22 protein-coding genes and 1 tRNA gene are annotated in these 19,446 nt (G+C 40.8%); 16 read left to right on the top strand and 7 right to left on the bottom strand.

What is annotated here, in order from left to right; all coding sequences use genetic code 11:
* Positions 1-2 precede the first annotated feature (2 nt).
* The 6 genes from LI82_RS05720 (at position 3) to LI82_RS05745 (ending at position 5,483) form a co-directional block, all read left to right on the top strand.
* A complete protein-coding gene (locus LI82_RS05720) occupies positions 3-1,214 on the top strand; it encodes an ABC transporter permease (protein WP_048194048.1) in 1,212 nt (403 codons plus the stop codon).
* A 1-nt stretch (position 1,215) separates the two neighbouring features.
* Complete coding sequence (locus LI82_RS05725; RefSeq protein ID WP_048194050.1) at positions 1,216-1,917, top strand: ABC transporter ATP-binding protein; 702 nt, start codon at positions 1,216-1,218, stop codon at positions 1,915-1,917.
* A gap of 391 nt (positions 1,918-2,308) precedes the next feature.
* Positions 2,309-2,500, top strand: a complete 192-nt coding sequence (locus LI82_RS05730) for a TRAM domain-containing protein (protein ID WP_048194214.1) — start codon at positions 2,309-2,311, stop codon at positions 2,498-2,500.
* A 391-nt stretch (positions 2,501-2,891) separates the two neighbouring features.
* Positions 2,892-4,304: a DEAD/DEAH box helicase gene (locus LI82_RS05735; RefSeq protein ID WP_048194052.1), complete on the top strand. Its 1,413-nt coding sequence runs from the start codon at positions 2,892-2,894 to the stop codon at positions 4,302-4,304.
* 125 nt (positions 4,305-4,429) lie between these two features.
* Entirely contained in the window at positions 4,430-4,786 is a 357-nt protein-coding gene (locus LI82_RS05740) for a CidA/LrgA family protein (RefSeq protein WP_048194054.1), read from the top strand.
* A complete protein-coding gene (locus LI82_RS05745) occupies positions 4,779-5,483 on the top strand; it encodes an LrgB family protein (RefSeq protein WP_201770301.1) in 705 nt (234 codons plus the stop codon). Before LI82_RS05740 ends, LI82_RS05745 begins: the two co-directional genes overlap by 8 nt.
* Before the next feature lie 294 nt (positions 5,484-5,777).
* Here LI82_RS05745 and LI82_RS12430 read toward each other — a convergent pair whose 3' ends face one another.
* The 3 genes from LI82_RS12430 to LI82_RS05760 all read right to left on the bottom strand — a co-directional run bounded on the left by LI82_RS12430 (position 5,778) and on the right by LI82_RS05760 (position 8,603).
* Positions 5,778-7,244 (bottom strand): PAS domain S-box protein, encoded by a 1,467-nt coding sequence (locus tag LI82_RS12430; RefSeq protein WP_052402758.1) that lies wholly within the window; start codon positions 7,242-7,244, stop codon positions 5,778-5,780.
* 304 nt (positions 7,245-7,548) lie between these two features.
* Positions 7,549-7,866 (bottom strand): helix-turn-helix domain-containing protein, encoded by a 318-nt coding sequence (locus LI82_RS05755; protein WP_048194056.1) that lies wholly within the window; start codon positions 7,864-7,866, stop codon positions 7,549-7,551.
* A 116-nt stretch (positions 7,867-7,982) separates the two neighbouring features.
* Positions 7,983-8,603, bottom strand: a complete 621-nt coding sequence (locus LI82_RS05760) for a class I SAM-dependent methyltransferase (RefSeq protein ID WP_048194220.1) — start codon at positions 8,601-8,603, stop codon at positions 7,983-7,985.
* Positions 8,604-8,722: 119 nt separating this feature from the next.
* Here LI82_RS05760 and LI82_RS05765 point away from each other — a divergent pair, with 119 nt between their 5' ends.
* A complete protein-coding gene (locus LI82_RS05765) occupies positions 8,723-9,403 on the top strand; it encodes a molybdopterin-dependent oxidoreductase (protein WP_048194058.1) in 681 nt (226 codons plus the stop codon).
* 22 nt (positions 9,404-9,425) lie between these two features.
* Here the strand turns inward: LI82_RS05765 and LI82_RS05770 are convergent, their stop codons facing one another.
* A complete protein-coding gene (locus LI82_RS05770; RefSeq protein WP_048194060.1) occupies positions 9,426-9,623 on the bottom strand; it encodes a hypothetical protein in 198 nt (65 codons plus the stop codon).
* 207 nt (positions 9,624-9,830) lie between these two features.
* Here LI82_RS05770 and LI82_RS13365 point away from each other — a divergent pair, with 207 nt between their 5' ends.
* The 5 genes from LI82_RS13365 to LI82_RS05790 all read left to right on the top strand — a co-directional run bounded on the left by LI82_RS13365 (position 9,831) and on the right by LI82_RS05790 (position 12,315).
* The gene (locus LI82_RS13365) at positions 9,831-10,622 is read left to right on the top strand and encodes a hypothetical protein (RefSeq protein ID WP_236622675.1); all 792 of its coding nucleotides are present in this window, start codon (positions 9,831-9,833) and stop codon (positions 10,620-10,622) included.
* Positions 10,623-10,649: 27 nt separating this feature from the next.
* A complete protein-coding gene (locus LI82_RS13080) occupies positions 10,650-10,814 on the top strand; it encodes a hypothetical protein (protein WP_160174953.1) in 165 nt (54 codons plus the stop codon).
* A gap of 20 nt (positions 10,815-10,834) precedes the next feature.
* The gene (locus LI82_RS05780; protein WP_048194062.1) at positions 10,835-11,245 is read left to right on the top strand and encodes a hypothetical protein; all 411 of its coding nucleotides are present in this window, start codon (positions 10,835-10,837) and stop codon (positions 11,243-11,245) included.
* 17 nt (positions 11,246-11,262) lie between these two features.
* Positions 11,263-11,556: a hypothetical protein gene (locus tag LI82_RS05785; protein WP_048194064.1), complete on the top strand. Its 294-nt coding sequence runs from the start codon at positions 11,263-11,265 to the stop codon at positions 11,554-11,556.
* Between the two features lie 81 nt (positions 11,557-11,637).
* Positions 11,638-12,315: a hypothetical protein gene (locus LI82_RS05790; RefSeq protein WP_048194065.1), complete on the top strand. Its 678-nt coding sequence runs from the start codon at positions 11,638-11,640 to the stop codon at positions 12,313-12,315.
* Positions 12,316-12,460: 145 nt separating this feature from the next.
* On the opposite strand, the gene LI82_RS05795 is transcribed toward LI82_RS05790, so the two are convergent.
* Positions 12,461-12,546, bottom strand: a tRNA-Ser gene (locus LI82_RS05795).
* An 89-nt stretch (positions 12,547-12,635) separates the two neighbouring features.
* Positions 12,636-13,352 carry a peptidylprolyl isomerase gene (locus tag LI82_RS05800; RefSeq protein ID WP_048194066.1) on the bottom strand — a complete coding sequence of 239 codons (717 nt, stop codon included), beginning with the start codon at positions 13,350-13,352 and terminating at the stop codon, positions 12,636-12,638.
* Between the two features lie 383 nt (positions 13,353-13,735).
* Here LI82_RS05800 and LI82_RS05805 point away from each other — a divergent pair, with 383 nt between their 5' ends.
* The 4 genes from LI82_RS05805 to LI82_RS05820 all read left to right on the top strand — a co-directional run bounded on the left by LI82_RS05805 (position 13,736) and on the right by LI82_RS05820 (position 18,317).
* Positions 13,736-15,412, top strand: a complete 1,677-nt coding sequence (locus LI82_RS05805) for a sensor histidine kinase (RefSeq protein ID WP_048194067.1) — start codon at positions 13,736-13,738, stop codon at positions 15,410-15,412.
* 290 nt (positions 15,413-15,702) lie between these two features.
* Positions 15,703-17,205: a homocysteine biosynthesis protein gene (locus LI82_RS05810; RefSeq protein ID WP_048194068.1), complete on the top strand. Its 1,503-nt coding sequence runs from the start codon at positions 15,703-15,705 to the stop codon at positions 17,203-17,205.
* A gap of 2 nt (positions 17,206-17,207) precedes the next feature.
* Positions 17,208-17,594, top strand: coding sequence for a 4Fe-4S binding protein (locus LI82_RS05815; protein WP_048194070.1), 387 nt, complete (start codon positions 17,208-17,210; stop codon positions 17,592-17,594).
* A 9-nt stretch (positions 17,595-17,603) separates the two neighbouring features.
* Positions 17,604-18,317, top strand: a complete 714-nt coding sequence (locus LI82_RS05820; protein WP_048194072.1) for a UPF0280 family protein — start codon at positions 17,604-17,606, stop codon at positions 18,315-18,317.
* Positions 18,318-18,375: 58 nt separating this feature from the next.
* Here LI82_RS05820 and LI82_RS05825 read toward each other — a convergent pair whose 3' ends face one another.
* Positions 18,376-19,074, bottom strand: coding sequence for an AIM24 family protein (locus tag LI82_RS05825; protein ID WP_048194074.1), 699 nt, complete (start codon positions 19,072-19,074; stop codon positions 18,376-18,378).
* Between the last annotated feature and the right edge of the window lie 372 nt (positions 19,075-19,446).

Below are 19,446 nucleotides of genomic sequence, written 5' to 3' on the forward strand. Positions count from 1 at the left end.
ATATGATGGACGATATCAGGGTGGGAGCTCTCATTGCAGCAAGCACTGTAAAAAGAGGGAACAAAAAAACACTTATGTTCATAGTTTTTGTTCTCTCGCTAATTTTTATGAACTTAGTGTTTCTCCCATCAATGATAGGGGGAATGATGGTTCTATTTACTGCATATATGCAGGACTACCCTTACGGGGATGTTGTCATTGAACCATCAGGTGACAACACCTACATCAACGATGCTGACAGCGTCTTGCAGAAGGTCCGGGCTGTCGAAGGAGTGAGGGCCGCAACAAAGAGATTGGATGTGGGGGCATCTATTGAGCACAAACAGAATGTCGTGGGTGTTACTTTAACAGGACTGCATCCGACAGAAGAGTATGAAATTTCGCGATATCCGTATATTATCACTGAAGGAGATTTCCTGGGGGATCTTTCCCGGGATGAGATCATCATTGGTGCAGCAATCGCAGGTACAAGTCCGGTTTTTGGAGAAATATATGATGACCTGGGTGAAGCCAGGGCAGGATCGCTTGTTGATGTAACATATAGCAATGGCGTAAAAAGGACCTATAAGGTCAAAGGCATCATGGAAGGAACATTTGAACTTGTTGACCTTAATGCCCTGGTTCACTACAAAGAGATCGAAGAGGTGTATGGTCTGGAAGGGAGCAAAGCTACCAGTGTGGTTGTAAGGGTTGACGAGCCGGGGACTGAAGAGCAGGTACAGGATAAGATCAGGGATGCCGGGGTGAACGAGCAGGTCTTCACATGGGCTGACAAATCAGAGACTCTCATAAAGCAGGCAATGCAAAGCATGGGTGCTATAGATGTTATGTCCAAGTTCGTGAGCTTGATCGTTGGTGCAGCACTGATACTTATTATAATCTATATCAACATACTTAACAGGAAAAAAGAGATCGGCATTTTAAAAGCAGTAGGTATTACACCAAGATCAATTGTATTATCCTACGCGTTCCTTAGTATGTTCTATGTTTCCTTAGGGATACTCGCTGGGTTGGTCTTATACTTCTCACTTATGCTTTACTTCCAGGCAAATCCGGTAATATTCTATGAGACCATGGAAATAAGGCCCGTGATAGATCCGATGTTGTTGATCCAGAGCATAATTACAATGCTTACACTATCAGTAATAGCCGGCACACTTCCTGCATGGAGTGTATCAAAAGAGAGCATACTCAAAGCCATATGGGGAAGATAATATGATAGTTGTGAAAGACCTGAAAAGATATTATGGGTCAGGGGAGACTGCTGTCAAGGCTCTCAATGGTGTTTCGTTCGAAATAAAGAAAGGTGAATTCGTAGCGATAATGGGTGCATCAGGTAGTGGAAAGACGACTCTCTTGAGGATCCTGGCATTACTGGATGATGCAACCGCTGGAGAATATACTATTCGGGGATTAAAGGTTTCCAACCTGCCTGAAGCCGAAAGAAGCTATTACAGGTTGACACAGGTCGGTTATGTATTCCAGGACTATGCACTCATCAATGAGATGACATCTGCAGAAAACGTTTATGTGCTTTCCATGATGGAAGGAAAATCAAAAAAGGAATCTTATAATACTGCCCTTGAAGCATTAGAAAAGGTTGGCCTGAAAGGAAAGCACAATCGTATCCCTGACGAATTATCCGGCGGAGAGAAACAAAGAGTAGCAATCGCAAGAGCCATAGCGAAAAAGCCTGACATTATGTTTGCTGATGAGCCTTGTGCAAATCTTGATACCAGAAATTCAAAACAAGTGCTGGATGTGTTCAAAGACTTGAATGACAATTATGGGCAAACAATTGTAATGGTAACGCATGAGCCCTGGCATATTGAGTATGTTGATAGGGTGATCACTCTCGAAGATGGTGTTTTAGTTAGCGATGAGCAAGTAAACGAAAAAGAGGCAAATGAAGTATAATTCCTATAAAACCTCTTTTAATTTATCCAAATTTATGCAAACGAATGCAAATTCATACAATTTATACAAATATATTCAAATATATACAAATATATTCAAATATATTCAAATATATACAAATATATTCAAATATATTCAAATATATTCAAATTCAAATTTTGGTCAATATCATTATTTCTAGTAACTGTATGAAATATGAATCACTACACGGAAAGGCTTATATAGCATCATTACTTGGTAAGAGTGCTTTTAGAGGCAAAAACTAATTTAATAAATTATAGGTCTAGATGGTATTTCCTTAACTGTATTTACTATTTTTTCGTATGTTTACTAGAGTCTGTTTATTATCTTTTTAAGCACTTTAAAGGAAGTGAAATATTTGTTCAACAACATGGAATCAACTGCTCCAGTAGAAGCTGGCGAAACATACGACGTAACAATTGAAGATACCGCAAGAGAAGGCGATGGAATCGCTAGAGTAAGCGGCTTTGTAATCTTTGTCCCAAGCACAAAAGTTGGCGATGAAGTAACAATCAAGGTTACCAAAGTAATGAGAAAATTCGCATTCGGCGAACTCGTTTAATTACTCTAATTAATTAAACATGTTTGGAAGATCAAGTTTTTGATCTTCCATTCTTATTTTTCTTACATTTTTCTTATTTTTATCTGGACATTTTGTCCTGTTAAACATTTACTTATCAGAATCAACAAGCAAAAGTGATAGATCATTTACTCATGAGGGAAATATAAGTGTACATATGGTAACTTTTAATGATCGGACCTGTAGGATCTGCTTTGTGATTCCTGTTTGATATTATTAAAAGTGTTCAATAATATTATCATTAAATTCATAGGCCTTTACTGTGCGCAATTAACTGTGAGGGTTTACCTATAAATCAGCATGATCTTTTCTTATCAGATAAGATGAGTCGGATCAATTTCCAACGAGTTTTAACTTTAACCCGAGGTATAACGTGTCATTTGATAATTTAAATTTAATATTCCCGCTTCAGCGGGCATTGTCCGAAGAAGGATATACTACACCTACTCCAATACAGAAACTATCCATACCCCATCTGTTGAATGGCAGGGATATGATAGGTATTGCTCAGACAGGTACAGGCAAGACGGCTGCATTCATATTACCAATTCTTCACAATATGTCTGCATCCTACAAGGCACCACGTCCGAGATTCCCTCGAGTGCTTGTGCTTGCACCTACCAGGGAGCTTGCAGCACAGATAGGGGATAGCTTTGCCACTTATGGTAAATTTACCCGCTTCAAACATACTGTGATATTCGGAGGTGTTGGTCAGACACCACAGGTAAGAGCTCTCTCAAAGGGTGTGGATTCCCTTGTGGCAACTCCTGGCAGACTCCTGGACCTGATACAGCAGGGTCATGTCAACCTTGCAAATGTGGAATATTTTGTACTTGATGAAGCGGACCGGATGCTTGACATGGGCTTTCTCAATGATGTATACAAAGTTGTTGGAATGTTGCCACAAAAGCGTCAGTCGCTTTTCTTTTCAGCTACCATGTCCCCGGAGATATCCACGCTTGCCAGAAAACTACTAACGAATCCTGCACATGTAGAGGTCACCCCTCAGGCAACAACTGTTGAACGCATAGATCAGTTCATCTTTTTCGTGGATTCTGAGGACAAGAACGAATTACTGCTACAATTACTAAGAGGCAAGCATCTGGAGTGTGTTCTCATATTCACACGTACAAAGCATCGTGCTAACAAGGTCACTGAGATGCTCAACAAGAACAATGTCCCTGCAGGTGCTATTCACGGCAACAAGTCCCAGACTCACCGTACAAAAACACTTCAGAGCTTCAAGTCCGGACAACTGCGTGTACTGGTTGCAACAGACATAGCTGCCCGTGGGATCGATATCGAGGACATATCACATGTAATAAACTATGACCTGCCGAATATCCCTGAGAGCTACGTGCACCGCATAGGACGTACAGCAAGAGCAGGAGCTGACGGAACAGCATACTCTTTCTGTGCAGCGGATGAGCGTGACTTCCTTCGGGATATCGAAAAACTCACCAACATGGAGATCGAGGTTGCTGAACACAATTATCATTCCGAAAAGGCAAAGAATGCCACCGGTGATGCAGCAAAGCCAGCTCCAAAACAACAGAGAGGGCGAAAGGGAAGCACCGCAACTAAAGGCAGAGGCAGGGGCAAAAAGGGAGAAGACAAAGCTAAAGCTAAAAAGGGAGATAGCAAGCCTAAAAAAGCAGAAGGTAAAAATGGACGATCAGAAAATACCAATAGGGGCCAGGGTAGGAATCAGACAAAGAAAAAGTCTGGTCAAAACCCAAATAGGAACTCTGGTCGAAACTCCGGTAAGTCCAGAAACCCGCAGTAACTGAGCATTTTCTTTGATCAGGTCCATGAATCAATTCATGGACCGATACTACTATTATCTACTACCGACTTTACACCCGCTTATACCAAAGGCTTCGTCTTACCTAATAAATGAAAGTGATCTTAATGAAGCGTATCATTCAGTTCGCCATAATTCTTTCCATATGCTTTATGGGTGATGTCATCCATAATATCCTTAATCTTCCTATCCCTGGAAGTGTGCTGGGAATGCTGGTATTACTGGCCCTTTTACTATCTGGTGTCCTTAAGCTATCCATGATAGAAGATGTAAGCAACTTCCTGCTGAAGCATCTTTCATTTTTTTTCATACCAGCGGCTGTGGGGTTGATAACGTGTTTCTCCATACTTGAAGGAAAATGGATTGCCCTTTTGTTCATATCCGTGGTCTCGACCATTATCATTGTAGTAGTGACCGGCATAACGGTACAGATACTAATGAAAAGGAGGCGATCATTTGAGTGAAACAATTTCTTCTCTGGTTGGATCTCCGATCTTTGGTATCGGTATATCCCTCTTTACATTCTGTGCAGGCAGCCTGCTCTACAAAAAGACAGGTTCCTCTCTGCTAAACCCACTTGTGATGAGCATGCTGTTGATAATGGCCTTTCTACTAAGCTTCCATATCACCTTTGATGATTATAACAGGGGAGGGCAGTTCATATCTTTCTTCCTTGGCCCTGCTACGGTCATCCTGGCCGTACCTCTATATAAGAAAATCAGTATTTTTAAGGAGAATATTATTCCAATACTTGCAGGGATCAGTATAGGATCGACAGCAGGTATTGTGAGCATTATCGTCATGTGCAAGATGTTCGGACTTGATCATCTACTAAGCATCTCCATGATTCCTAAATCTGTCACAACTCCAATTGGGATAGAGATATCGAACCAGCTTGGAGGTTTACCATCCATAACTGTTGCAGGTATTATTTTCACAGGAATAGCAGGCATTCTGCTGGGTCCCATGATCTGCAAGTTATTCAGAATAGAAGACAAGGTAGCGATCGGAATTGCCATAGGAACTTCTTCCCATGCCCTCGGTACGACCAAGGCCGTTGAGATGGGGGAGGCCGAAGGTGCCATGAGTGGGCTTGCTATCGGGATTGCCGGATTGGTGACGGTGTTCCTTGCTCCGATACTGGCTAAGATCCTTCTGTAAGGCAGATTAATAAATTTCAAGTAAAATAATTGATGTTGCTTTCTTGGTTTAATCTAGCTTATATGAACATAGTATGAACTCTGACTTCAGCATTGAATCGATAATAATAGTCCCAGTTCTCTACGACATCATGTGATTCATCTTAGATATGATCATGGTAGCCATATACAACTTTGTAGCTGGTATTGCAGGTTATTTTAGATCGAGGCAGAAAAAGAGAGCGATCAATGATCACTATTGCTAACAAAATGCAAATTCTGTTTAGTAAAGCAATTGCATTCGATTTAATATTGATCAACTGGGTTTAATTTCTAAATTTGTTGGTATACTAAACCCGAAGGTACTTCCTTTTCCAACTTCACTATCTACCCAAACATCACCGCCATGCATCTCTACAAAATATTTTGTAAGAACGAGGCCAAGGCCTGTGCCACTGTATTCCTTTGAGAGTGATGAATCCACCTGGATAAATGGATCGAAAAGTTTCTTTTGATCATTTTGTGAGATCCCTAATCCGTTGTCTTCTACAAAAATAGAGATTTGCTCATCAGATCTGTCTAATCCGATCGTCACAGATCCTCCCTTATTTGTGAACTTAATAGCGTTACTCACGAGGTTATAGATGATCTGCTTGAATTTCAATACATCTGCAACTATTATGGAATCTTCTATATTGCTGCTGCACTTAAGATCGATCTCTTTCTTTTTTGCAAGAGGCATCATAGTTGTTTTTATTCCATTGATGGTATCAAGGACAACAAACTCTTCAGGAAATAGCTCCATCTTGCCAGCTTCGATCTTTGATAGGTCCAGCATATCATTGATCAGTTCCAAAAGATGCTTACCACTTTTATTAACATTATATATGTAATGTTTCTGAGTTTCATTTAAGGAACCAAAGCTCTCCCTACAAAGTATATCTGAGAATCCGATGATCGAATTGAGGGGGGTTCTCAGTTCATGGCTCATATTTGTGAGAAATTCTGATTTAGCCTGGTTAGCAGCTTCCGCAGCAAGTTTGGAATTGAGCATTGCTTCTTCTGCTTTCTTGTGTTTACTAATGTCTCGTGAGATGCCAAGAATTGCCTTTTTCTCCATATAATCAATAAGTCGAATATTGATCTCAACCGGAAAAGTAGAACCATCCTTTCGAATGTGAACTGTTTCGAAGATTGTATTGTCATGCTGAAGCAATTGATCGATCCGATCCTCAATCTCTGCTAGATCATCAATAGAATCGATGTCCTGTGGTTTCATCTGAATAAGTTCACTTCGGGTGTAGCCCAGTTGATCGCAAGCCACCTGATTAACTTCCAATAATTGACCATTAAGGCCAGTTAAGTAAATTGCATCATTGGCATTTTCAAACAATGTTTTAAATTTATATTCACTTTCTCGCAAATCCTTTTCTGCTTTCTTGCGTTCGGTTATATTTCTGACAACAGCTAGAATAGCAGGACTTCCTTTGTATTCAATTGGGCGAATACTGAATTCGATTGGTATCAATGAACCGTCTTTGCATTGTCCCATAGTTTCAATAATTCCACCCCCTTGATTCATTTTTTCAAACATTTGTCCAATGAATTTTTCTCCAAGTTCTGGGGGTATTATATCCATTCCCGTCATTTGCAACAATTCATCCTTTTGATATCCCAGATCATCACAAGTTATCTGGTTTACTTCCAAAAAACGTCCTTTAAGGTCGTAGATAAGAATTCCATCGTTTACGGAATTGAATATGGTTTCAAATAATTTCTCCATTTATCCCACCAGCTCATAAAAATAAAATAAATTTCTAGCAAAGTATCTCTGGCAGTAAATATATAGATTTCCTAACTTGGACTCTATGGAAATCCTCTTTCCTAATCCCCAATCTTAAACTATTTCACTCTTTTATAAAATACAAGTGCTGTTTATCTGAGCAATAAATCTCTTTTTTCTGAAGCAAATGATAACAATAGTTAGCAGCAACTCCCAAGTGCTTCTTTAGCAATCATGTGGTATAGAAAAATAATTAACAAAAAAAGAAGGATGCCACACCATCCTCCTTTCATCAACCGCTTTTTCAGGATTCCCTGTGGTGTTCGGTTGCTGCCAGCAGGTCAACGCCGGCATCAGTAAGCCTGTATATGTCTTCTTTTATCGTAACGATATTGGCATTTTTCAGGAAATCCATGTGATACTTGAAGGCATTGTCGTCAACGCCGACTTCGGCCTTGAGCTCTTCTTCCGGTTTCCCGAAAACTCCTATGGCACCGACCATTTTCCTTCTTATGGGGTGGGATGCAGCTTTGTCAAGCATTTCGTGCTCTTTCTTTACTCTTTCTCCTTCTGAAGGTTTCTGCATTATAAGATCATCAAGTTCGTCGTAATCGTCTTCCATTTACTTTTCACCTCTTCAGTTCTTTAGTTGAGCGAAGATATTCATAACGATTAATCATTTATAACACTATCGTTTTCGTTCTGTTTACATCTATTGCTTATGAATTGCTTTTTTAGTTACTTATTTGGTTTGCTGACGAAAAGCCTGAATATGTCTGTAATGGTCATATGCTTATCCTCTATGACCGTTGCTCCGCCTTTTTCTATATTGGTCCTTGTGTCCCGGTTCACATTAAAGCCGAAAAAGCCGTTGGTTATCGGGTTCATAAGGTCCTGCATAAAAGCTATCAGGCGGTTCCTGGTACGAACATGCTCCATGTTTATGATCTTTCCATCAGGTTTGCAAACTCTCACGAATTCTTCTACACCTTTTACTGGGTCAGGGATCGAGCAAAGGACAAAGGTCGTCACAACAGAATCGAACACGTTGTCCTTGAAAGCAAGATGCTGTGCATCCATTAATATCATGTCCACATCGACTCCTGTTGTTCTCTTTTTTGATTTTGCTGCCATTCCCGGGGAGAGGTCGATGGCTACTATTTGCACATCTTTGTCTTTTGGGTAGTGAGTGAAGTTCTTGCCGGTTCCAAACCCGACCTCAAGGCACCTTCCTTCAACCTTTGAAAATACTTCTGGTCTCCACCTTTTAAAGGCGATCTCTTCCATTATGGTCTCAAAGATATCATACACATGCGAGTAACGGTTGTATCGATGAAGCACTTCTTTTGTTTCTGTCACCCTGATTCCCCATGTAAATTTTGTTCGTATGGTATATTTAGTTTCTTCAAGCTTCTTCATACATCTCACAAAAGATATTTTATCAATCAGAAACAATCCTCTTTAGGGAGGGTTAGGATATGAAGTGGATATCAACTGCAATTCTGGTAATTCTTGTATCTGTGATAATAAGTTCATCTGGCTGTGTTTCTTCAGATTCGGATACTGAAGGCGATGGAAGTGATGGTATCTATGGGGATGAAGTGGAAACCCTTGAATATCAGGGAGTGGAGCTGACTCCTATTAATGAACAGAGGAACAACGCAATAAAAGGAACTCAGTGGATAAATGAAGATACATACCTGCTAAAGATCAATGGTATGGTAGACACTCCTCAATCTCTTACCTATGGTCAGGTCACTTCATACCCGAACGTTTCGAAAGTAGTGATCCTTGATTGTGTCGAAGGCTGGGGTTTTACTGCAAAATGGACTGGTGTTCCAGTAAAGACACTTCTTGATGAAGCAGGTGTGCAGGAAGGGGCGACCACTGTGATATTCTATTCCGAAGATGGCTATTCCACGGCTCATGATCTGGATTATCTTGTTGACAACAACATCATACTTGGCTATAAACTGAATGATGTGACACTTCCGGAGGACAGGGGTTTCCCATTCCAGCTTGTGGCAGAAGGCAAGTACGGTTACAAATGGGGAAAATGGATAACCAGCATCGAGGTCACGGATGAACCTTATGAAGGATACTGGGAATCCAGGGGCTACAATAATAATGCTGATGTGGGAGGGCCTCGGTTTGGCTAAAACTCCTCTACACTTTTTCCTTTTAGTCCTTTGAGTAGATCGTATATTCAACTATTAGCAAGAACAACGGGAATAAAGTGCTTAACAGGATCTGAGTATCCGCTCCGATCACTTCGACCTCGATGATCGTGTTCAGTGATCTGAAGATCAGGAAGATTGTTGTTCCCAAAGTAATGCTCTGGAGGATCCCAAAGATCCAGAAGATATTCTTGTTTTCCATTTATAACCCCTCACACTTTTATTTTTGTTTTCTTGCATCTTAAGATTTTCTGCACAGCACATTCTGATCAACTTGCTGGTTGTTTTGCTTTATGGCTGATCAGCTGAGTTTATGGGTAATGAATGAAGTTTGAGTGAACCACTAATTTTATATCATTTACTGTAATATTTTTTAATTGTTTTACAGTTGATATGGGGTACTTTTAAGATGGCAAAATTAGGAACTCAGGAGAAATACCTGATAATTTTTGGAGTGCTGTTGGCATGTGTAATGATCTTAGCATCAGCAGGACTCGAGATTGCAAAACAGAATGATAACGAAATTGGAAATGACCCTCTGGTCGAAGGGTCTGATGAGGTCCATGCTGAAAACATTGAAACAGTGTCAACAGTAGAAGTGTCAGATGATGATATTCTTAATGTCAGCACTAGCGCAGAGGGTTATCAAATCACCGGATCCGTTAATGAGTCAGCAACAGAGCCAACGAGCGATCAGACAAGTGCTAACGGTGATAAAGTCACGCTTAGTGTCAGTGGTTGTCTCGAATACGTATCTCCTGAAGAGATGAGCACTCGGTCCGATGTGATCCTTATAGGTACGGTAAAGGAGATTCTTCCAGCTCAATGGAATACTGCTGACGGGGGGAGTCCAACCGATGATATCAATGAACTGGAGTGGTATGATATCTCTACGGATGTGGTGATAATTGTGGACGAGTACCTCAAAAACCCATTAGCTGAAAAGGAGGTCATAGTAAGGACACTTGGTGGTGAAAAAGATATTATCATCATTGATGTGGAGGATGAGCCTTCCTTTACTCCTGGGGAAAAAGTATTCCTTTACCTGAAAAATGACACATGGCCTCGTACTATGGATCATGGTCCTGAGCACTTTGTGGTCACTGGCGTTTCGCAAGGTAAATTCACATTAACTAATGATGGTAAAGCTATCCATTTCGGGGAATCTTTCACTTTGGATGAGCTTCTGGAGACGGTTTGATTTAAGCAGTGTTTACCGGAGGATATAATGACTTTTTCATATCTATATCCATTGTTCATGGGAATTATCATGTTCCTTTTTGGTCTCCCTGTCAACTATTTCATGTTCCACGAAATAAGGTGGAAGTACACATTTGTCATGGCGATCAGCATGGCCATTGGAACTTTCATAGGCATCTTATTGTTTGAGTGACAGGGAGCTTAGGTGGAATTATGCAAAGAATAAATCCGGTAATTGTTGCAATTGTTATGATAGCGATCGTTGGACTCATCCTTCTTGCTTTTATGATTGCTGTCCCCAAAATACAGATCGATGATGCAGTGCTAAGCATTGAGAACGAAGATATTGCAGACCATGAAGTGCGAGTGGAGATAATTGATCCGCAGGATGTGCGGCTTTATGATGAGGTGTATGTGATAGAAGCAGATACTAGGATAGGGATCAGAAAATCAGTTCCTGAATTGGGAATTTACACTTACAGGCTCACGCTGGATAATGGTTTTATCGTAACTCAAAATGGCAGCGTTGAATACTCTACCAATGTAGGAAGTTCAGAACATCTGGAATTTGTGATTCCTTCCGAAGGGGTAAGCATCGTTTTTGATGGTGCTACGATCGCTTGATAAGGTTGGTGTAGTATATGCAGATCAAAAGTAAAGATATAAATGAAAATCTAATTGGTGTCTTTGTTGTTCTCGGAACGCTTGGGGTGTATCATTTGCTCTCCATTGAAACAAATATAATTCCCGGTTTGTTCCATTACCTGCCACGAATGTTGGTTCCTTCACTTTTTCTGTTATCTCCTGGTGTTGTTTGTGGGTGTATATTTGCCATGTTCACAAGGAATATTGTCAAGATAGTACTTGCAGGGATCATAACTATAATATTGTGGTTATACTGGTTTTCCGCTATATTCCCGGCTTTAACTCTCTAATATGTTTTAAAAATCGGATTTCTAAAGGAATATCTTGCCAGGCAACATTCTATAAAATAGGTGATTTCAGGAAGTGTAAGAATGAGAACTATAATAATATCTAAAAAGTTTAAAAGCATATCTTCACAGTTGTTCTTCCACATTATTCCATTTGGTCTATTGTTTTTATTCTGGGAAATATTGGCAAGAACGGTTCTTGCAACATATGAGTTTCCACCATTCTCTGCTGTTGTCCAGGCCATCTCGTCATCTTTGATTTATCACCTTGGGGTAACACTTGCTTTTTCCTTTTTGGAACTATTGATGATCTCGCTGGTAGGTTTGTCATTCGGGACTCTCATATACAGATCGGAAAAGTTAAAGTGGGCTATTACTCCAGTATTCTGGTTTATGATCTTTGGAATTGGAACTGCGATCGTGATAAAGGCACCCATTTTTATCGTATTGTTTGGTCTTTCAAAAGGTTTGATCGTCCTGCAATCGATCTTGGTTCCCCTTTTACTGGTTGCATTAATTTCTGGCAGTGGTCACAAAATGCTTGCGATCAAAATAGGGTATTTATTGTGTTTGCTTTTTCAGATCATGGGCGAGATGATCTTTGGAGCAACGGATCGGGGAATTGGAGTAATGCTCTTCCAAAATTATCATTTGCACAATATGGTAGCGTTGTATGCAGCACTATTGTTGGTTGGATCTGCTGGAGTTTTTGTTGAAGAAGTAGTTCTCGGGTATGTGGGGAATAAATTGAAAATAGAATGAGAATGGATCACACCATATTGGATCTTTTGATATGCTCTTCCTCAAATTGAAGTAGTATTATGGCTCAAGCGACCAAAAAGTATAACCTCGATCCAATAAACCAATTGAATTTGAGCTAAAAATGATAACAAAAAAAGAATGTGGACGCTGAGGAGGAGATTCGAACTCCTGCAGCGCGTTAGCACTACCGGTTTTCAAGACCGGCGCCGTAGTCCACTTGGCTACCTCAGCAATTGAATGGTTCCTAAATAGTGTTTTCAGGTATAATACTTTTGCTCCAAAAGGCTAGATCAGCCTTCCAGAAAAGAATGTGAAGAGGTTTACTCTTCACTTTCTGTGATCTCTTCCTCAGCCTCTACAGCAGGTGCTGGGGTCTCAACTGGGTAGGATTCAATGTAGCTTACTTTGTCAAGGCCTACGTACTCTACAAGTTCGTTTGCAACTCTTCCCTTTGCCATGAGCCAGCGCTGGTTGAATGTAAGCATTGCAGGTACCTCAATAGCTGCCTTGTTATCATTTACCTCTACTTCAAGGTCTGGGACTCCGGTGTAAAGTGCAAGAATGCCTTTTACCTTCTCAGTAACGTCTTCGATCTTCTCATCGATGGTGTACTCGTAGGTAACTTCCTTGCCTGCAAGTGGGTGGTTGAAGTCAACACGTACCCTGCGTCCGATGACCTTTGTGACGGTACCTCTCTTGTTGTCGATCTCGATGTTCATGCCAGGGTATGCTTTCTGGTCTTTGAACTTTGTAAGGGACATGTTCTCAACAAGTTTTGGGTCGTGGTCGCCAAATCCGCCTTCTGGTGGGATAATAACGTTTCCGCTGTATCCAACTTCCTTGCCTTCAAGATCAGCGTCAAGACCTGCAATGGTGTGTCCTGCGCCCACGATTACTATGTCGCCACCGTACATGCCGCGTGGGTTGTAGATCTCGTTCTCTTTTGCAAGATCTTCATTGGTTGTATCAAAGATCTGGTCTCCGTTGAACTTTCCGGTGTATGACAGTTTAATAACGTCTCCTTTTTCTATTGCCATTATTATCAACTCGATTAAATTTGTAAGTTTTAGCTAAATCTAAGTGTTTGATTGATCTAAAGAATTTCTTCTGGCTATACTCTTTTGCCTTTAATAAGTTTTTGGGATAACTTCCTAATAGTACTGTTCAATAATTGACTTCCAGTTTTGACTCTGGGGACTTATTTGGGAAAAACAGGCTAGTTTTTGATCTCTTTTTTTCAACTATATGCTTTATAGCTACTTCCAATTATGATTATTATGGTAATTATTCACACGGCTAACGATCGTAATTAAACTGGTATATATTTGTTATTATACAAATCGTAACATATACATACTTATATATGTTTGTCACAATTGGTTATATACAGTCTACAATCTGGCCAATGGGATGAGGTCGTATGAATGAAGAACAAAATGTATCTATGGATATTCGGGGAAAGGTCGATCTGGAGTCGGTATTAAAGCGATCACTTAAGGAAATAAAAGATTCAGCTGAGGCAAGGGTCCGCCTGGAGTCTATCATTAACAGGAGTCCTGCTGTTATTTTTTTCTGGTCTGCACAGGAAGGTCGCCCTGTAGAATTTGTGACCGAGAATGTTGAAAAGTTCGGATATGCGGAGGAAGACTTTGTATCTGGAACTTTGCTTTACCATAATATATTACATCCTGATGATCGGGACAATGTCCAGAAACTGATCGATGAAGCTGCTTCTAATGGAAAAGAACAGTTCAACTGTGAATACAGGCTTCTGACAGAGTCCAATGATGTCCGGTGGGTATATGAGGGCACTTTGATCGAAAGGAATGCTGATCAAAGCATCAGTCATTTTTATGGTATCATCTTTGACATAACAAGTCGCAAACTTGCTGAAATGGAGATCGCGGACAATGAGCGTGATATCTCTGTCCTTTATTCTGCAGTCACACTTGCATCTGAGTCATTGGATATCGATGACCTGCTTTCGGAGATACTGATGGAGATCGGTGATCTTCTGGATATAGATGCAGGTGGCGTGTATATTATCGATCACGATAAACGGGAGGCTAATCTCAGGGCACATATTGGACCTGAAGATGATCTTGCATCCAACATTTCCTATTCCAGAGAAGAGGACATGTTCAAGAATGTCGGAGACCTTCCAAAGCATGCTATTATCTCTGAAGAGGTTGTCCGGAAGGATTCTCGCTTTGTAACAAGGAACAACCTTACATTCTATCTTTATTCAAGGGATAAAGTAGTTGGTTTTGTTCTTCTGCAGATATCGGACAATGAGTCAATTAATGAGAAGAACATAAAAGTTCTTGAACATGTAGGAAAACACATTGGTATTGCTATCGAGAATGCCCAATTGTTCGAGAAGACCCAGGGCGATTATGAGGATCTCAGATCTGTTGACAAAATGAAAAATGAGTTCTTTGCAAACCTCAGCCATGAACTAAAGACGCCTATGATATCTATCAAAGGTTTCAGTGAACTTCTGGGTGAGGGAAAATTCGGTCCACTGAGTATCGAACAGAAAAGAGCTAACGACGCTGTTGTAAGAAATGCTGAGAAACTCAGAAGTCTTATCGATTCCTTGCTTTACATGAGCATGGAAAAGGAAGGCAAATACAAATACAATTTCACGACGGTTTCAGTCAGGAGATTTATCGCCAATTCTATTGAAGTTGCACGTGCTCAGGTGGGTGCAAATAATATTGTGTTCAAAGAAGACGTTCCTGATAGTATTCCAAACATCTGTGGTGATGAAGAACGCCTGACAACTGCATTGAACAATATTCTTGACAATGCGGTCAAGTTTATGTCTGAGGGGGAAGTGATAATTTCAGTTCAGGATGAAGCAGATCATATCCATATCCGCGTGAAGGACAATGGTATTGGAATTCCCGGGGATAAGGTGGATAAGGTCTTTGAAAGTTTTTATCAGGTGGATGGATCTCTTACCAGGATCTATGGTGGCACAGGTTTGGGCTTGCATGTATCTAAGAGGATAGTCAATGTTCACAATGGTAAGATATGGTTGAAGAGTCTGGAAGGTTTTGGTACTACTGTACATATAACGTTACCAAAATGATCTCCTACTTTTCTTTTATCTTTTAATTTTCAGGGTTTAACTATTATAATTTAATTTTTAAAGTTTAATTTTTAATTAATCTTTCCGGCTTACCAGTTGTACATTTCTTTTTTGATTTCTATTTCCATTTTTATTTTGATTTCCATTCTCTTTCTCTTTCTCATTTCATTTCATTTCATTTCATTTCATTTTCTTTTTTGAACTTGAAGTCAATTTATCCAAATTTTAAATTACCGGAAGTAATATATGCACGATTGTTTATTACTCAATATAATGCAGAGGTAATCTATATGGTCAAAAAATCAATTCATGAGATCAATGGCAGGATACGTGATGGCAGCGTTAACGTTGTAACTGCTGAGGAAATGGTGGATATTGTAGGGGAATTAGGAGCAGAAGGTGCTGCTAAAGAGGTAGATGTTGTTACTACAGGTACCTTCGGAGCCATGTGTTCATCTGGTGTATGGCTGAACTTTGGTCATTCTGAGCCTCCTATCAGGATCGGGAAGCTATGGCTTAATGACGTGGAGGCATATTCCGGTGTTGCTGCCGTGGATGCTTATATCGGTGCAACACAGCAGTCCCAGTCAAAGGGCATTGAATATGGCGGTGCGCATGTAATTGAGGACCTGATCCGTGGTAATTCAATTGACCTGCACGGTACTTCTCCTGGAACAGACTGCTATCCAAGAAAGGTTATTGATACGACCATCAATATATATGACCTGAATCAGGCTATCATGCTAAATCCACGTAATTCTTATCAGAAGTACAATGCTGCGACCAACAGCACAAATCATACTCTGCACACTTATATGGGTTCACTGCTACCCCATCATGGAAATGTTACATACTCCGGTGCAGGAGTACTTTCACCTATGCACAATGATCCGAACTATGAGACCATTGGTACTGGTACGCGTATTTTCCTGGGGGGGACTCAGGGTTATATTGTGGGCGAAGGTACGCAGCACTCCCCTGCAGCAGGTTTTGGCACACTGATGCTAAAAGGTGACCTTAAGAATATGAGTTCTGAATACATCCGCGCTGCAACATTCGAAGGCTATGGTACATCACTTTATGTTGGAATGGGCATTCCGATCCCGATCCTCAATGAAGACCTCGCAAAGGCCACTGCAATAACGGATGATGATATTGTCACTAATCTGCTTGACTATGGAATTCCCAGCAGGGACCGTCCGGTACTCAGGACCGTTACATATGGTGAACTTCGTTCAGGCTCTATAGACATTAATGGAAAAGAAGTTCCTACCTCTCCAATGTCAAGTTTCAAGAAATCACGCCAGATAGCCAATGAATTAAAGGATTGGATCAAGGCCGGTGAATTCTTCGTTAGCATGCCTGTGGAACGTCTTCCTACGACCACACCCTGCAATGCAATGAAACAAAGCAATGTGGATCTACTTGTGGTGGACATTATGTCCTCAGATGTTACAACTATCCATGAGGATGCAGGTTTCCATGATGCTGCTAAGATTATCATGGAAAAACAATTCAACCATCTGCCTGTGGTCGATAGTGGTAATCACCTTGTGGGAATTGTAACTGCATGGGATATCTCAAAGGCTGTGGCAAAGGATGAACATGATCTTGTCAAGGATATAATGACCCGAAAGGTTGTCACAACATGTCCTGATGAAGCTGTCGACATTTCCGCTTTCAAACTGGATAGCAATAATGTTTCTGCACTTCCGGTGATCGATTCTAATAAGCATGTTGTGGGCATAGTCACAAGTGATGATATCAGTAAATTGCTTGCAAGGAGGCACTAACAATGATGATCAAAATAAATATGGCTGCGGATATCGTTACAACACCTATCCTTGCAGAAGCTATTATCGAAACAGGTTCACTACTGAACATATCCCAGGCACACTTCGATCCGATCCATGGCGAAGTTGTGGCTGAGATACCCTCCGATCAGCTTGTGAAGATCCGTGATGCCCTTGTTAGCAGGGGTGCTGAGGTCGTGGTCCTTAATACTCCGATACACCGGGACGAGGAAGAGTGCGTGGAATGTGGTGCCTGTATCTCTGTCTGTCCTGTGAAGGTATTCTCATTCGCAGATGACTGGAGCATTAAGGCCGATTCTGATAAATGTATCCAGTGTGGTACCTGCCTTAAAATGTGTCCGCATAACGCCCTGGCCCTTGGCCAGTGATCCGAGATCATGAAAGAGCATTTTCAGCTCAAGGAGACCATTGTCACCATCGTTGGTGACGATCAGTCTCATATTGATGCAGCAAAGCGTGCAATCGCTCTGAATAGGGCAGAATTGGAGGGGTATATCCTCCGGGACCATTATTTTAAGATAACTCTGGAGCCCTATGAATGTAGTGAGGATGCACCGGAAGTCGTCAGGAGACTTGTAAAGGCAGGCAATACTATGGGCATTGGTCCCATGAGCGCCGTTGCCGGTACAATATCAGCGCTTGCCGTTGAAGCAATGGTGGATGCAGGTGCCTCTTATGGTATCGTTGATAATGGTGGGGATATTGCTATCGTTAATGACCGGCAGGTTATCATTGGCATATATGCAGGAACTTCCTCAATTAAGGATATTGGACTTGTAATTGAACCTTCGTCGAAAATTCGCGGGATATGCACCTCTTCTGGTACTGTGGGTCCATCCATAAGTTTTGGACAGGCAGATGCTGCTGTCATATTTTCGGATGATGTTTCTCTGGCGGACTCTGCAGCTACAGCTCTTTCAAATGCAACTGATACTGGCAGGGATGCTGTTGAGCAAGCATTCGATGTTGTAAAAGGAATTCCCGGTATAGGTGGTGCTCTGGTAGTTCAGGGGGAATATATGGGAATGTGGGGCAATGTGCCAAAAATAAGTCGTGCTGATGTGCGATATGAGTGCATTACCAAAGGGTAATTAAGTATAAGGTTGAAGGTGCATTGCTGCACCTTCGCTTATTTTTTCCTCTTTATTTTTAAGAAGGTGGTGCTGCCTGGAATGGAATTTCCTCGTAAGGTTGTATTACGACAAATCCTTCCCCTTTGAACGCCATCTGTACACTTTCTCCGCTTGTACGTCCGACAAGTGTCTTGAGGGATATGTCGGTCTTAAGATCTGGTTTCAGGTTGCCTGACCATGCAACTGTTGCATTTGGATCTGTAAAGACCGGTCTGTTCTTTGTTACTTTAAGTGTCAGCGGGTCGTAGTGTGTGGTGATCGCTACCATTCCTGTCCCTTCAAGTTTGACGTTGAAAAGTCCTCCTGCGAGCATTCCGGTGACCTTTTTCATGATCTTGATGTCCCAGTTTATCCCATCTTCAAAAGCAAGAAGGTCATTACCATTGACAAAAATAGAGTCGTTATCAAGTTTAAGTATGGAGATCTTTTTGCCTTCATCTGCAAGGTAAACTTTCCCCTGTCCTTCTGCTTTTGTAAGGCTGACACCTTCTCCGGTGACTGCCTTTTTAAGCATTTTTCCAACACCGTGTTCGAGTACTCCTTCTCTTGTGAACTTAACGTCACCAAGATAAGCTACCATTGAACCTCGTTTTGTCCATACCCGGCCATTGAGGTTAAGCTCAAGCATCCTGTCCCTTTCAAGCTCGAACAAACCTTCTCCCAGGTCTTTTTGCCCGGTCATTTCAATGAATTCATCGACTGAATATCTTCCCATATTATCATTCCTTATTATCTGAGATCATCTTTTATCCAGGTTGCTTTTCATGCTTGCTTTTCCTATTTATTCAAAATTTCTTTTTGGTAGCAAGTACTTTTCTGGAACTTTACAAATGATTATTGATCAGGTTATATAATAAAGTTCAGTATGATATATTATTTTACAATATTTACAATTGGTATGTTCTTTCCTGTTTTTTCTTTTAAATATCAAAAAAATAATAAAAGTTTGCAAAAGTTCGACAATATTAGAATTATAAATCGTATTGAATATCAAATCGAATATAAAATCGATTGCAGTGATGTCCAAGTGCTTTGCGACAATTGTCGATAACCTTATATATCAATATCTATAAATAGTATTTTTAGA

This window comes from Methanococcoides methylutens, from assembly GCF_000765475.1.
In the GTDB taxonomy this organism is placed as follows: Archaea; Halobacteriota; Methanosarcinia; order Methanosarcinales; family Methanosarcinaceae; genus Methanococcoides; species Methanococcoides methylutens.